This is a genomic window from Stenotrophomonas sp. ZAC14D1_NAIMI4_1 (assembly GCF_003086775.1).
GTDB lineage: Bacteria > Pseudomonadota > Gammaproteobacteria > Xanthomonadales > Xanthomonadaceae > Stenotrophomonas.
On the sequence record NZ_CP026001.1, the window covers coordinates 4,344,137 to 4,357,636 of the forward strand.

The following is a 13,500-nucleotide window of genomic DNA, read 5'->3' on the forward strand; positions in this document are numbered from 1 at the left end:
TCTGGCTATCGAGGGCGCCCGCGTCTGTCGCAATCACTGGAATCAGTTGATGCGCCGACGTTTCCTCGTCTGCGTGGTGAGCTGGCCGCCTCTGCTTTTTTGCGTGCCCATGAGACGCACACAATGTCGATAACGTCACGCAGGAAGCGGACTGACCCGTGATCGACCTGTGCCCCACAGCAAGCAGCACGACCCACATCGCCTTTCTCCGTGATAGTTTCGGAGTGCCCACGCCGGGTACCGGACGCCCCTCGATCCCGACAGGAGTCACGATCATGCTTCGATATTCTGCTCTGCTGTTCGCGCTGGCCCTGCCCGGCACTATGCTGGCCGCCGACGGCCTGGACCCGGCAGCCGCCGAACGTTGCGTTGCTTGGATGAAGGAACGCCCTTCCAGCGCACCGGCCGAGGTCCGCACCGTCGCGCCGGATACGCTCTGTGCCGACTTCACCAGCAGCTTGACCAAGGAAAGCCGCGATGCGTTCCTCACGCAGATGTCGGCCATCCCTGCAGGCGTCACGCCACAAGTGATCGTGCGCTCGATGGGCGGCGACGTGGAACTGGGCATGGACATGGGCGATGCCATCCTCGACCGAAAGGCCAGTGTCCACGCGTACCAGTTGTGCGTGTCGTCCTGCGCCAACTATCTGTTCCTGGCCGCACCCACGCGCCACGTCATGCCCGACAGCGTCGTGCTGTTCCATGGCGGCGTGGTGCCACGCATGACGAAACTGCCCGACCTCACCGCCGAAGGCCGGCAACGCCTGCAGGCCAGCATCGAACGCCAGGACGGGTTCCTGCGCCGCGCGGCGGTGTATCCGCCGTCGTTCGAGTGGATGGACCGGCTCAACGAGCCCGACGCCAACCTCATGCACCACTGCCCCGCAGACCGCACGATCACATTGATCCAGCTTTCAGATGCCGTGCTGGCAAGCATCGGCGCACCCGTGGCGAGCAACGAGGGCCCGCGCAGCCAGGAGGCAGTGGATGCGCTGGTCGCGCGCTATGGCCCGGCGATGGCGGTCTGTTACTGGGACCAGCCGGTAAAGCGCTGACCTGCTCCCCCTGAGCTGGGCCACGCTCAACGGCAGTAGTACGGCGTTGCCACGAAATGCAGCACCTTCGACGGCGATGCAGCAATCGTTGCGGCATCGCCGAACGTTGCATAGTTGATCGTGCGCCGCAGCGTCGCGTTGGGGGCGATGCGATGCTCACCGCAGCCACCGGGGCAATACACGCTGGAGAAGCTGCTGCTCGGCGGCAGCGCCTGTGCTTCGACCTGCAGGTAGGTCGATTCCTGCGACACAACAAAACCGCCGATGTCATTTGGCCAGTTCTCGGCAGAGACGCACATCGCGCGCGTGTCCAGGGAGGTCAACGTGATCTCGAATCGGCGCGCGTCAGCGTTATCGACTATATCCAGGCGGAATTTTTCCGCCGGCGGACGCTGGAAGGGAGTTGCGCAGGACGCCAGCAACGCCGCCAGTCCCAGCAACATGCAGCGCTGGGCTACGGTTGCGGTTGCGGTGACACCCAGGCAAATGCGTCCTCGTGGCCATGCCATACAAAAATCCCTCCCTTCCCCAGCGGCGCGCGACGTCCGTCCTGTGCTCAGTCGCACAGCCGGGTAAACGAATCCAGATCGCCGCCCCGGCCGGCAAATACCGACTGGAACTGGGACTGCACGTCCTCTTCCAGAACCTCCAGCACCGCGGGCGATAATCTGGAGGCGTGGCGACGCGCATCCGCAGCAAATGTACCGGAAAGAGCGGGATCTTCGATTCCCATCTGCATGAGCCTGGAAATCCGGTAGGCCAGTGCAGGCTCGAGCGGCAGCATCATCGTCGCATGCGGGTGTGCGTTGAGTCGGCCGGCAGCAGCGCGAACCATCAACCAACTGCCGCTGGCAATGCCCGCGTCGATCAGGATGCGGGCCTGCGCGGTGTAGGCGCCTGCAAACCGCGCGTGGTCCGGCGTTCCCTGCGCGGGTTCCGCCCAAGGCAGTGCGACGAAGCAGGCAGCGGCACGCGCGTCACCGGCCGCTGCATTGTCCAACGCCAGCAGGTACACCTGCAGTGCCGCCTTGTCAGGCGCCACGCTCTGCTCCCAAGGCGCGCATTCTGCACGGCGCGCATCGAGCATGCGCACGTTCTCAAGAAAGTGCGCGCGCAGCGGCTCCGTCATCCCCGCCGCCCGCGCCTGCAGGGATGACGCTGCATCGGGATCGATCCCATCGCTTCCCAGGAACGATTCGAACTGGCGCCTGGCAAGGCAGTGGCGCACATAGCGGTAGGCGGAAGCGGACGAGGCCTGCTCGGCCGGTGGAATGCCCTGCAGCAGCTCAGCAGTGGAGTAGCGCGCGGGTTCGTTGATGGTCGTGGTGGCAGCAGCGAGGTTGCCCGCACCGGACAGGCCCATGAGTACCCAGCCCATCGCAATCGTCTTGACGCGCATTCCGGCTCCTTGCCAATCGTGGTCGGGCGCGTCCGCAACAGCAGCGGCATGGCTTCCAGCCCGAGCTGCTGAAACTTTACCCTGAAGCCGACCACCGCCGCCCGGAAAAACCCTAGACCGCGCGCCTGCAAAGCCCGATGGCATCGCGCCGTCCACGGGCGGCACCATCAAGCGCCCCTTCGCAGGAAACCACACATGAGCCTGGCGCTGGTCTACAGCCGTGCCCGCGCCGGGGTCGATGCCCCGCTGGTGCGGGTAGAAGTGCATCTGTCCGGCGGCCTGCCGGTCACCCAGATCGTCGGCCTGGCCGAGGCCAGCGTGCGCGAGTCACGCGAGCGCGTGCGTGCCGCCCTGCTCTGCGCTCGCTTCGACTTTCCGCAGCGGCGCATCACCTTGAACCTGGCCCCGGCCGACCTGCCCAAGGAAGGCGGGCGCTACGACCTGGCCATCGCGCTGGGCATCCTCGCTGCCAGCGGCCAGGTCGAACCGCAGTCGCTGCTGCCCTACGAATTCCTCGGGGAGCTGGGCCTGACGGGCGAGCTGCGGCCCGTCAGCGGCGCCCTTCCGGCCGCCATTGCCGCCGCCGAGGCCGGGCGCATCCTGGTGGTGCCGCCGGGCAATGCCGCCGAGGCCGCGCTGGCCGAGCACGCGGATGTGCGCGTGGCCCGCACCCTGCTGGAATGCTGCGCCGGGCTGGGCAATCCGCGCCTGCTGCCGCCGGTGGAGCGCGTGGACACCACACCGCTGCCCCTGCCCGATCTGGCCGACGTGCGCGGGCAGGCACATGCGCGGCGCGCGTTGGAAGTTGCCGCCGCCGGGGGCCACCACCTGCTGCTGATCGGCAGCCCCGGCTGCGGCAAGACCCTGCTGGCCTCGCGCCTGCCCAGCCTGCTGCCGGATACCGAAGAGGACGAAGCACTGCAGCTGGCCGCGATTGCCTCGGTGAGTGGCGAAGGGCTGGACCCGCGTCGCTGGCGGCAGCGTCCCTTCAGGGCACCGCACCACAGTGCCAGTGCGGCGGCATTGGTGGGTGGTGGCAATCCACCCTGCCCCGGCGAGATTTCGCTGGCGCACCACGGGGTGCTGTTCCTGGACGAGCTGCCGGAGTGGAACCGCAGCGCACTGGAGACGCTGCGTGAGCCGTTGGAGTCCGGGCACATCCGCATCGCGCGCGCGGCGCGCAGCGTGCAGTACCCGGCGCGGTTCCAGTTGGTCGCGGCGATGAACCCCTGCCCGTGCGGGTGGGCGGGCGACCGCAGCAATCGCTGCCTGTGTACGGATGAGCGCATCACCCGCTACCGCGCGCGGGTGTCAGGGCCACTGCTGGACCGCATCGACCTGCATATCAGCGTGGCACGTATGGATGCGGTGGAGTTAAGGGAAAGCACACCGCTGGGCGAGCCGAGTGCAGTGGTGCGCGTACGCGTGGAAGCAGCGCATGCAAGGCAGCGCGCGCGGGGTGGGTTGAATGCGCATCTGCCACCGGCGGCGCTGAGGGCGTGTACGCGGTTGAGCGAGGGTGATCAGGATCTGCTGGAGCAGGCGATTGAACGCTTGCAGCTCTCCGCGAGGGCGATGCACCGGATTCTGCGGGTGGCGAGGACGATTGCGGATCTGGACGGGTGTGCAGGAATCGGGACGGCACACCTGGCGGAGGCGATTGGATATCGGCAGTTGGATCGGGGAACGTTGAAAACCTGATCCCCGCCGGCGCCGAGGGTCACTCAGACTCGATCCAAAAGGGGCCGGGCCGGGCCGGACAGCGTGCCGCCCGTGTCCAAGGTTTCCTTCCGCAAGCCGCGGCCAACTGACCCAGCCCCAGCTGATCATTGATGCTCTGCGGCATTGGCGCATGGGCGATATAGGCCAGCCAAGCTGGTGATCGCGAAGGGCGCAGGGGCCTGCAAGGATCACATGGCTTGACGAGTGGTGTACCTCGGATCCGGCGCCAGTCACGGGATCGTTCATTGAGCCACCATCGCGCGGTCCCAGCACCCGCTCTTCGGCGGGCTTACCGCGACGACAGGGCAAGCCGCTATCTATCTGGCCGTGAACAGTACTTGGCTGCAACCGACCGAACGCCCCATCGGGAATCGCCTGCGCGGAACGAGCGGCTATTCACATCTCAGCCGCTCAATTTCATCCACTACGTGCTTGTCTTGGGATTCAAATGACGTTGGCAGACGCTTCCCCTCCATGAAGGAATAGACCACAGTGTAGTCTGGCCCTCGCAGCCTCCGATCGCAGGAGTAGCTCTGGTGCAATGCGGCGAAGCTGCACGCCGCCATCAATTCGTCTTCCCCTTCCACGGTTGGATGCGGCAAGCCAACTTGGCGCCAGATGAACCACGCGCGCTTCTCGCCTGGGTCGGGAATGGCCAGCACCGTTGCATCCAGTCGCTGGGCCTGCTCTATTCGGGATTCGGCAATTTCGGGAATGTATGCATCTGCCGGGAAGTCCACGAACCGCCGTCCCACAAAATTGCTTTGGTCCATGACCGCAAACGAGACCAGCCCGTGGGCACCGTTGCATCCCTCGCCGCCGTCACGGCACCTGCCACGGAGTGCAAAGCTGCCGTGAACCACATCGCGCTGACCCGGCCTGGGCGGGGTGATGTCGAGAGAGTGCGGCACACAGAATCCACCCCGCGCACCGTCGATGCGGTACGTCGTCGTCGAGTCGCCGCATCCGGCAAGGAAAAAGACCGTGAGCAGCAAGGACAGCCTAGTTCTGGCAACTTGGAGTCGGGCAATAGTCATAGACATCCCGTGATGTGCCACCGAAGACATTGAGCACGTTTTCCAGCGCATCGACCTTGTAACCTCCAAATACCTTCGGATCGGCACCGGCGTTTATGAACACTTTTTCGTGGAACACGCCGATGACGCTTCGCTCGAGTTTAACTGGATTATCAGGGCTGGCTCTTGCGTCATCGAGTGCCTTCACATGCGCTCGGGCCAAGCCAACGCGGATTTGTTCCATTTTGAACTCGATGGCGACCCTCTGGCTTGTCGTCAATTTTCCGATGTCGGCTCCCATGCCCTTTGCGATGGAGCCAACAAGGAAGTTATTGGTTAGGCGCGACAACTCCGCGTTCAAGGGAGTGGCGCCATTGTTGTTGGCAACTTCACCGGCACGAGTTGCATACGGATATCCGGGACGTTCACCTCAACGACCAGGTATCGAACCGGGCGTTCTCCGGGAACCAATGTCCGTCAGCACTGCGTAGGGGGTATCCCAGTGGGTTGCAAACCACTCTGGACTTGCCCACCAGGTAGTCCATCGAGTCGTGGACATGACCATGCAACTAAATGTCAGCTCTGGAGACCAACGCATCCAGGTCCGAGGCAAAGGCTGCTGACAGAAGCTGCCCCCGGCACCGTTCTGGAATGGATCGCGGAGAAGGCGCCATGTGCGTGACGACGACAGTCGTGCCGGCGAAGGGCTCTGCCAGCCGCTCCTGAAGCCATATCCGGTCCTCCCAATGCCACTGGGATGAGCCCCACCAACCCAGCTCAGCCCGATGCAAACGGATTGATGTAACCGCGCCGCGCCGCCAGTGTCACCGCATGCGTCCGGTCATGGACGCCCAGCTTGCCGAAGATCGTCTTCAGGTGCGCCTTGATGGTTTCCACCGACAGGTGCAGTTGCAAAGCAATCTGCTTGTTCGCCAGCCCATCCGCCACCAGCTGGAGAATGGCGATTTCCTTCTCGGTCAGCGGATCATCCAGTGCGTGCGCCGCCAGCTCGCATGCAATCTCGGCAGACACTGCACGACGGCCCGCATGCACCGCACGAACCGCATCGACCAGTTCCGAGCGGATGCCGTTCTTCAGCAGGTACCCCATGGCACCCGCCCGAATGGCGCGGGCGGCATTCGCATCGCCTGGGTAGGTCGTCAGGACAAGGATCCGCGCCTTGGGTGAGAGCCGGCGGATCTCGGCAATGGCTTCCACGCCGCCGACGCCAGGCATCTGCACGTCCATCAGCGTTACGTCGGGCAGCAGTTGCCGGTACATCGCGATGGCTTCCGCCCCATCCGACGCTTCGCCAACCACCTCCATGTCCGCTTGCCGGTTGAGCAGCATGCTGATGCCATCGCGCACCATCGCATGGTCGTCAACGACGAGGACGCGTATGCGGGCAGGACTTTGGGGTGCGGCTTGCATCTGTGGCTCCTTACCGTCCGAAGCGTCCGAAGGGGCGCCGCTCGTCGCGCTTGTAGGCGATGGCGCCGGGCACTGAGAGTACGACTTCCGTGCCCCCGTCGGCGAGCGGCTCCACGCACAGGCGGGCACGCAGCTTCCGTGCACGTTCGGCCATGCCCACCAGGCCGAAGTGGCCGTCCCTGCCACCGCTGGCGGCGACGCCCGGCGCGATCCCCACCCCGTCATCGGCCAGCCGCAGGCCGAAACTCGAATCGAAGCGGATCTCCACCGTCACCCGTCCCGCTGCGGCGTGCTGGCGCATGTTGTGCAGCGCCTCGCCCGCGATGGCAGTGACCTCCTCCAGTGCCAGGGGATCCAGCCGGCGCGGCGAGCCATGGACCGCCATTGCAACCTGGACAGCGGGATCGAATCCGGTCTGCGCGATCAGGTCGCACATCACCTGCTCGATGTTGCCCTCCTGCTGCGTCCGCAGCTCCCGCACCCGGTCGCGCCCCTCCGCGATCACCCGGTCGGCGGTATCGATCGCGGACACCAGCGATGCGCGTCCCGGATAGTCGGGCGGCAGATCATCCGCCGCCAGCTGGAAGCGAAGGGTCAGCGCCTGGATGGCCTGCAGCAGCGTGTCGTGCAGTTCGCGCGCGATGCGTTCGCGCTCCTCGACGCGCTCGGCCATCCTCAACCTGACGCTGCGCGCGACGGCCCGCAGCCGCAGCGAGTAGGCCATCCACAGCAGCACCACCAGTGCGACGGCGCACAGCAGCCGGAAGGGCCAGCTCTGCACGAACGTCGGGCGGATCCCGATGTCGAGCCGCGCGCTCTGCTGGCTCCAGACGCCGTCGTTGTTGGTGGCCATCACCAGGAAGCGATACTGCCCCGGCCCGAGGTTCGAGTATGAAACGGTACGCCGCGTGCCCGCGTCGACCCATTGCTCATCCACGCCCTCCAGCTTGTACTTGAAGTGGACGCGCTGCGGCACGGTGAAGCTCAGGCCGGCGTAGGTGATGTCGAGGGTGCGGGTGCCGGCCGCCAGCGTGAGCTTCGTCGGGTCGCGCCAGGTGCGCCCCCCGCTAGAAAGCGCACGGATGGTGACGGGCGGTGCGATCTTGTTCGACGGCAGGTGCGCCGGGTCGATGTAGGCAGCGCCTTGCCGGTTGAGGAACCAGATCCGGCCATCGCCCGCCAGGACGCTCTGGGTGCCGGCGAAACCGCCTTTCTGGACGGTACTTGCCAGGCCATCCAGCGCATCAAGCTTGGTATGGGGCAGCGGCGCCCGTGGATCGTCGAAGGCGCGATCAAAATCGACCGTGGCCACCTTGTACGCGCCCGTGCGGCTGAAAAGCCACGTTTCACCGTCCGGCGTCTGCTGCAGCGTCCGCACCCAGGTAATCCAGGGGAGGCGGCGCTCGTCCAGCTGGCGCACCCGGTCGCCTCGCATCCTCGCCAGGCCGCTGCTGCCGCTGACGAACAGGTCCCGCGAGCCGGGAAGATTGCCGGGCAGGATCGCCCACGGCGTACCGATGCCGGTGGGGGCAAGCCGGATCGTCTTCAGGCGGTCCCCCTCCAGCACCGCAACGTCCGGCGGCACGATCAGCGCGAGGTTGCCGGCGGGCGTGGTGGTCAGGTCCCAGAGGTTGAGCTTGGCCAGCTCGCCCGACGCGCGGTGCCAGCCGTCCCCGTCGCGCCACATCAGCTGGCCGCTTGCGAGGCCAAGCCAGAGGCGCCCGCCCGCGTCTTCGGCGCAGGCAATCCTCCCCTCCTCGCCCGGGTAGCCCGGCCCGATCACCGCCTGCTGGCCGTGGAGCAGCAGCGTCTGGCTGCGCTGCACCAGCCACACGCCACCGTCGCGTGCCGGGCACATCGACACCTCATCACTGTCGAGGGTACGGATCGGCGTGGGGGCCGCTCCCGGCGGCGCAAGGAACAGGGTTCTCCGCGTGGCGACATACACGCTGCCATCGCGCGCCTTGGCCATCGTCAATCCAAAGGCGGGATCCGCCGGTATCGCGGCCTCCTGGATCGCACTCGCACGCCGGAACTGATCGATCCCGCTCTCGGTCGCGATCCAGACGTTTCCCTCCCGGTCGACAAACGGCACGTAGCTGATGTCGGAGGTGAGGCCGTTGATTTCCCGGAACGGATTCACGCTCCCAGCAGGCGTGGCACGCGGAGTGAAAGGATCCGCGATGTGGAATACGCCCACCGCGCCTGTCGTGCCCCACAGCCCGCCATCGTGGTCGAACGCGAAGGCGGCCCGCGAGGTGCCCGGCAAGGCAGGAAAGACGATGCCCCCCTTCGCAGGGGCACCGTCAGGACCGAACAGCATCCGGGTGCCGGCCGCATCGGAGGTCCACAAGGTCCCCTTGCGGTCGAGAGCGATCTTGGGCCGCCCGGACAACCGCACGTCCATGATCTGGAACCGGTCGGCGCCGGGCGCCAGCAGGGCCAGCGTGCCACTCCCACCGTCCTCCGCGCTCAGCGCGACCCATAGGCCACCATCCCGGGCCACGACCAGATCCATGATGTAGCCGGGAGGCAGCGCCAGCCTCTCATCCATGCGCTCCCAACCGGCGTCGCCGAGGCGTTGCAGCCGCTTGTCCAGGCCGAGCGAGGAGGCCCAGATCGCCCCGTCCGGCGTCTGCGCAAAGGCCGCCAGTCCTCGCGGAGGATCCGGCATGTGCATGTCCTGCAGGGCACCGTGCCGATAGACCGCCACGCCACCGGTATCGCGCAGGCCCACCCACAGTTCGCCTTTCCTGTCGGTCATCAGCGCCGAGGGCGATGCGTGCCGTCGTCCCGAATCCTCGGGCCAGTCGATCTGCTCGAACGTCGCACCGTCGAACCGGTACAACGTGTCACCTGCGAACCACAGATAGCCATCGGCCGTCTGCGCGATGTGCAGCACGCCATCCGGCGCGCCATCATCGGCGGCCACCCGCACATGCTTGAACGGCGCGAAGCCGGACGGCGAGTGCTGGGCAAGGCAGGCCGAGGCGAAGAACAGCGCGCTGATGGCCAGCAGCAGCGACAGCACCGTCGGAGCGGTTCGGGACCGGGTCATTGCACTGTCACCCATTTCGCCTTGCCGGCAGAGACAGCGGGTCTGTCAGTCTGGCCAGTATTGGAGATAACCAAGGTTTCGACAATCGGTCCGCCCGCCCTCCCCGGGCGAGTTCAGGGATGCGGAGTGAAGTGCGTATCTGTCGGGCCGACACCGGTGATGTAGACAACGGCCGGCGCATCCCGGGTCAGCGCGAAATGGGCGTCATCGGCCGGCTCGGTGTAGAAGCTGCCGGCCGGCAGCTGTTTCAGGCGGTCCTCGGTCAACGCGGCCCCGTATCCGAAATACCAGGTACCGCTCACCACCACCGCGCTTCGCGCATCGCGGTGCGTGTGCGCCGCGATCCGGGTATGGGGCGGCACACGGATTTCGATGGCATACGGGCCGGGCTTGCTGGGGTCGCCCATCAGCACGGTGGTACGGATGCCGTCGATGCCGGAGGTGCCGGGCCCTGCGCCGCCCTTGCCCAGGCTGGCGATCTCGCCCGGTGTCAGCCGGGCCTGTCCGCTGCCAGCATCCGCATGCGCTGCCAATGCGAAGGCAATGCCGCACAGCACAGCGGCGATGGCACGCGCGTTCACTGTTTTTCCCCCAGGAACGCGACGACACGGCTCACCGTGGCCGCAGGGTTCTCTTCCATGATCCAGTGCCCGGAGTCCGCGATGGTGCCTTCGGTTACGTCCGATGCCGCAGCACGCATCACCACGGCCATGGTCAGGCCGAACGACTTCTCGCCGCCCAGCGCCAAGACGGGCATGGACAGCCGATTGCCGGCCGCCAGCCACTCGCGGTTGTCGGCCGCATCCTGATCGAACGCGGCGAACTGGGCGAACCCCGAACGCATGGCGCCGGGGCGCGCGTAGAGGGCCGCGTAATGCTGGCGCGAGCGTTCATCGAAGCGATCGGGATGCGCGGAGAATTCGTTCCAGAAGCGGTCCAGGTAGATCCGCTCGCGGCCAGCCACAAGCCGCTCCATGTCCGGGCCGCCAAACCGGAAGTGCCACAGCAGCGGCGTCTTCAGGATCTCGTCCCAGGGGCCCACGCCAGGCACCGGCGCATCGATCAGCACCAGCCTGCCGACCCGCTCCGGCTGCTGCGTGGCCAGCGCAAAGGCCACCATGTTGCCGATGTCGTGCGCGACGATGTCGTAGCGCTCAACGCCCAGCGAGGCGAGCAGCGCCTGCATGTCGCGCCCTTGGTTCATCTTGTCGTAGCCGCCGGCCGGGTGGGAGGAAAGCCCCATCCCCCGCAGGTCGGGCACGATGACCGTGTGCGTGTTTTCCAGTGCGGCAGCGAGAGGCGCCCACATATCGCCCGTCTCGCCGTAGCCATGCAGCAGCAGGATGGCCGGCCCCTTTCCGCCTACGCGTACGTGCAGGTTCACGCCGTTCGCCGCCACGTCCCTGGCATGGAAGGTGTCGGGGAACGGGGGTACGTCGGCAAGCGCGGGGGCTGACAGGCAGAGCGCCGCGAGCAACAGGATGGATCTGAACATGAGGCCTCCTTCGAGCCGAAAGGCTCTGCGACAGAGGCGATCAGTGTGGTGCTGGCCCGGGCGGGCCCCAATCCCAAGCTGAGTGCGGAGGGATACCCGAATGGGTAGGGGGTTGGTGGATCGAGGGCGCTTCAGGGAGCGCACCTCCATCACTCCTGCAATGCGATGCCCAGCACGATCAGCCGGCCGCCATTGCTGCCTTGTATATCGCAGCGACGTAGTTGATCGCCAGCATGACAAGGGCGTCTTCGACGTCCTGCAGCGCTGGCGGATTCGTCGTCGCGGCGAGTGTCCGCAGTACGCCAGCGATGGCATGCGTCAGCACGAAGGCTTGAGCTTCGCTCAACCTGATCCTGTCGTCCCCCTGTCCGGGCACACCGGCGCTGGTGAATGCATGCTGCAGGCTTTCGTAGAGCGGGGAGAGCCGCCCTCCCGTGTGGTGGGTCAGCGCGTGCTCGATCAGTCTGCGATGCACTGCGCCGCGCCCGCCATATGCGCCCACCACCGCCTTGAAGACGCCGCGTATGCGGTCACCGGGTGCGGCGGGCACGGCCTGGATCGCATCGATGACGCCCTTGGACATGTCGCCCAGCTCGCGGGCGACCAAGGCATCCAGCAGCGCCTGCTTGTCGCCGAAGTACTGGTAAAGGGTGCCGATGCTCACCCCGGCCTTCGCGGCAACCGCATTGGTTGTCAGCGCGCCGATTTCGGCCTGCTCCAGCAGCTGCAGGGCCGCCTCCAACATGAGCTCGACCTTGTAGAGCGACCGGGCCTGGCGCGGCGACCTGCGCGTATCTTTTTGAATTTCCTTGTTTTTATCGACCATGACAGCGCCCCAGGAACGCGAGTTTCGGAATGTGAGTATGACTCATATTCTGGTCGCACCTTCCGGAGCACAGCCATGACCTCTTCGACGCTTTCCGCCGCCTCTTCCCCTGACGCCGCCATCCGGCCCGATCAGCGCCTGTCGGTCCGCTACCGCTTCGACGACCCCAACATGGACCTGTTCTTCATGTCGGCCCTGAGCATGGGCCCCGCTGGCGGGCTCGACATCGGTCAGGCGTTCTACGTCGCCTCCCGGATCGTCGAGGGCGATGCCGACAGCTGGGTGCAGGCATTCGGGGCGTACGGCGAACTGCAGCAGGCACAGGCCGATACCTGGGCGCAGCGTGGCTGGCAACAGGCCGCAGGCGAGGCCCGCCTGAAGGCGTTCGCCAGCTACCGTTCCGCCTGGCAGTTCGCTGCCCCCGGCGGTGAGGCGTTCGTGTCCCTGTATCGCCGCCATCAGCGTGCCTTTGCCCAGGCAATGGACGAACTGGACCTTCCGATGACCTTCTTCTCTGTCCCCTACGAAGGCGCATGCCTGCCCGGCCTGTTCCTGCGCAATGCGCGTGCCGATGCCCCGATCGTGCTCGTGATCGGAGGCGCCGACACCAGCATGGAGGACCTGTTCCTGTCCTACGGTCGCGCCCTGTGGCAGCGCGGCTACTCCGTCGCGATTGCAGACCTGCCCGGCCAAGGCATCACGGCGCTGGATGGGCTGCACTGGGAAGTCGAACCCGAGCGTCCGATCGGCGCGGTGATCGAAACGCTGGTTGCGCAGTTCGGCGCCACGCCGGACCGCCTGGCACTGATCGGCCTGAGCCTGGGTGGCTACTTCGCCACGCGCGCGGCGCAGTACGAACAGCGCCTGGCCACGGTGGTAGCCAGCACGCCGTTTCCAGAACCGGGCCGTCTGTTCGAGGCCAGCGTCCGCAGTGCGATGCAGAGTGGCGGCGGCACGCCCAGCACGGCCGCGCTGCGCAGCTGGCAGACCTCGATGTGGAAGTCGGGCACGCCGACACCCGAGGCGTTCCTGGCGCGCTGGGCCGAAGCCAAGGCTGATCCGGAGCAGACGACCGTTCCCTTCCTCTCCATCCTGGGAGGCGGCGACTCGCCCGTGTTTACCTCGCAGGCACGCGACTGGCATGCACGCCTGCGTTCGGAGCGCAAAGACCTCGTCTACCTCGATGCCAGCACCGGCGCAGACGGCCACTGCCAGGTCAATGCACGCATCCGCCTGGTGCAGGAAGCCAGCGGTTGGATGGACGAGATCTTTGCTGCAGCAGGTCGGAGCTGAGTCATGGGCCGATGCAACCGGTCCCGTGGCACCCGCGCTCTTGGCAATGCACTGCTCGAGCCGTCGCATCACCGGCCCGACTTCGGCCTGGCCCCAGAACTTCGGTCGCCTTCCGGCACGCCGAAGCCACTCAGATCCAACGCTCGCCATCGCGCGCCGTCAAGTACTGGGCGGTGGCGAAAAGCGGCCGAACAAGAACTGCAAG

Annotated in this window: 12 protein-coding genes; 3 read left to right on the forward strand and 9 right to left on the reverse strand. The window is 66.3% G+C overall.

Annotation, left to right across the window (positions count from 1 at the left end; translation table 11 throughout):
* Positions 1 to 158: 158 nt before the first annotated feature.
* A complete protein-coding gene (locus C1927_RS19750) occupies positions 159 to 1,055 on the forward strand; it encodes a hypothetical protein (RefSeq protein WP_159095387.1) in 897 nt (298 codons plus the stop codon).
* 26 nt (positions 1,056 to 1,081) lie between these two features.
* Here the strand turns inward: C1927_RS19750 and C1927_RS21500 are convergent, their stop codons facing one another.
* Positions 1,082 to 1,498 carry a hypothetical protein gene (locus C1927_RS21500; protein WP_159095388.1) on the reverse strand — a complete coding sequence of 139 codons (417 nt, stop codon included), beginning with the start codon at positions 1,496 to 1,498 and terminating at the stop codon, positions 1,082 to 1,084.
* A gap of 113 nt (positions 1,499 to 1,611) precedes the next feature.
* Positions 1,612 to 2,454, reverse strand: a complete 843-nt coding sequence (locus tag C1927_RS19760; RefSeq protein WP_108747563.1) for a hypothetical protein — start codon at positions 2,452 to 2,454, stop codon at positions 1,612 to 1,614.
* Positions 2,455 to 2,649: 195 nt separating this feature from the next.
* On the opposite strand from C1927_RS19760, the gene C1927_RS19765 reads away from it, so the two are divergent.
* Complete coding sequence (locus tag C1927_RS19765) at positions 2,650 to 4,155, forward strand: YifB family Mg chelatase-like AAA ATPase (RefSeq protein ID WP_108747564.1); 1,506 nt, start codon at positions 2,650 to 2,652, stop codon at positions 4,153 to 4,155.
* A 413-nt stretch (positions 4,156 to 4,568) separates the two neighbouring features.
* Here the strand turns inward: C1927_RS19765 and C1927_RS19770 are convergent, their stop codons facing one another.
* From C1927_RS19770 to C1927_RS19795, 7 genes are all read right to left on the reverse strand, one after another.
* Positions 4,569 to 5,171 (reverse strand): hypothetical protein, encoded by a 603-nt coding sequence (locus tag C1927_RS19770; protein WP_159095389.1) that lies wholly within the window; start codon positions 5,169 to 5,171, stop codon positions 4,569 to 4,571.
* Positions 5,172 to 5,178: 7 nt separating this feature from the next.
* Positions 5,179 to 5,553, reverse strand: a complete 375-nt coding sequence (locus C1927_RS21505) for a hypothetical protein (RefSeq protein ID WP_159095390.1) — start codon at positions 5,551 to 5,553, stop codon at positions 5,179 to 5,181.
* Between the two features lie 416 nt (positions 5,554 to 5,969).
* Entirely contained in the window at positions 5,970 to 6,623 is a 654-nt protein-coding gene (locus tag C1927_RS19775) for a response regulator transcription factor (protein WP_108747566.1), read from the reverse strand.
* Between the two features lie 10 nt (positions 6,624 to 6,633).
* The gene (locus C1927_RS19780; RefSeq protein WP_159095391.1) at positions 6,634 to 9,654 is read right to left on the reverse strand and encodes a sensor histidine kinase; all 3,021 of its coding nucleotides are present in this window, start codon (positions 9,652 to 9,654) and stop codon (positions 6,634 to 6,636) included.
* Between the two features lie 140 nt (positions 9,655 to 9,794).
* Positions 9,795 to 10,262: a cupin domain-containing protein gene (locus C1927_RS19785; RefSeq protein ID WP_216821159.1), complete on the reverse strand. Its 468-nt coding sequence runs from the start codon at positions 10,260 to 10,262 to the stop codon at positions 9,795 to 9,797.
* Positions 10,259 to 11,176 carry an alpha/beta hydrolase gene (locus C1927_RS19790; RefSeq protein ID WP_108747568.1) on the reverse strand — a complete coding sequence of 306 codons (918 nt, stop codon included), beginning with the start codon at positions 11,174 to 11,176 and terminating at the stop codon, positions 10,259 to 10,261. The genes C1927_RS19785 and C1927_RS19790 overlap by 4 nt, the downstream gene beginning before the upstream one ends.
* A gap of 178 nt (positions 11,177 to 11,354) precedes the next feature.
* Complete coding sequence (locus tag C1927_RS19795; protein ID WP_108747569.1) at positions 11,355 to 12,002, reverse strand: TetR/AcrR family transcriptional regulator; 648 nt, start codon at positions 12,000 to 12,002, stop codon at positions 11,355 to 11,357.
* Between the two features lie 75 nt (positions 12,003 to 12,077).
* Between C1927_RS19795 and C1927_RS19800 the strand changes: the two genes are divergently transcribed.
* Complete coding sequence (locus C1927_RS19800; protein ID WP_108747570.1) at positions 12,078 to 13,295, forward strand: alpha/beta fold hydrolase; 1,218 nt, start codon at positions 12,078 to 12,080, stop codon at positions 13,293 to 13,295.
* Positions 13,296 to 13,500: the final 205 nt, after the last annotated feature.

What these genes read in the sequence shown, in the direction of transcription:
- C1927_RS21500 (WP_159095388.1), bottom strand. Translation starts at nt 1,498, where the DNA reads ATGTTGCTGGGACTGGCGGCGTTGCTGGCGTCCTGCGCAACTCCCTTC.
- C1927_RS19760 (WP_108747563.1), bottom strand. Translation starts at nt 2,454, where the DNA reads ATGCGCGTCAAGACGATTGCGATGGGCTGGGTACTCATGGGCCTGTCC.
- C1927_RS19765 (WP_108747564.1), top strand. Translation starts at nt 2,650, where the DNA reads ATGAGCCTGGCGCTGGTCTACAGCCGTGCCCGCGCCGGGGTCGATGCC.
- C1927_RS19775 (WP_108747566.1), bottom strand. Translation starts at nt 6,623, where the DNA reads ATGCAAGCCGCACCCCAAAGTCCTGCCCGCATACGCGTCCTCGTCGTT.
- C1927_RS19790 (WP_108747568.1), bottom strand. Translation starts at nt 11,176, where the DNA reads ATGTTCAGATCCATCCTGTTGCTCGCGGCGCTCTGCCTGTCAGCCCCC.
- C1927_RS19795 (WP_108747569.1), bottom strand. Translation starts at nt 12,002, where the DNA reads ATGGTCGATAAAAACAAGGAAATTCAAAAAGATACGCGCAGGTCGCCG.
- C1927_RS19800 (WP_108747570.1), top strand. Translation starts at nt 12,078, where the DNA reads ATGACCTCTTCGACGCTTTCCGCCGCCTCTTCCCCTGACGCCGCCATC.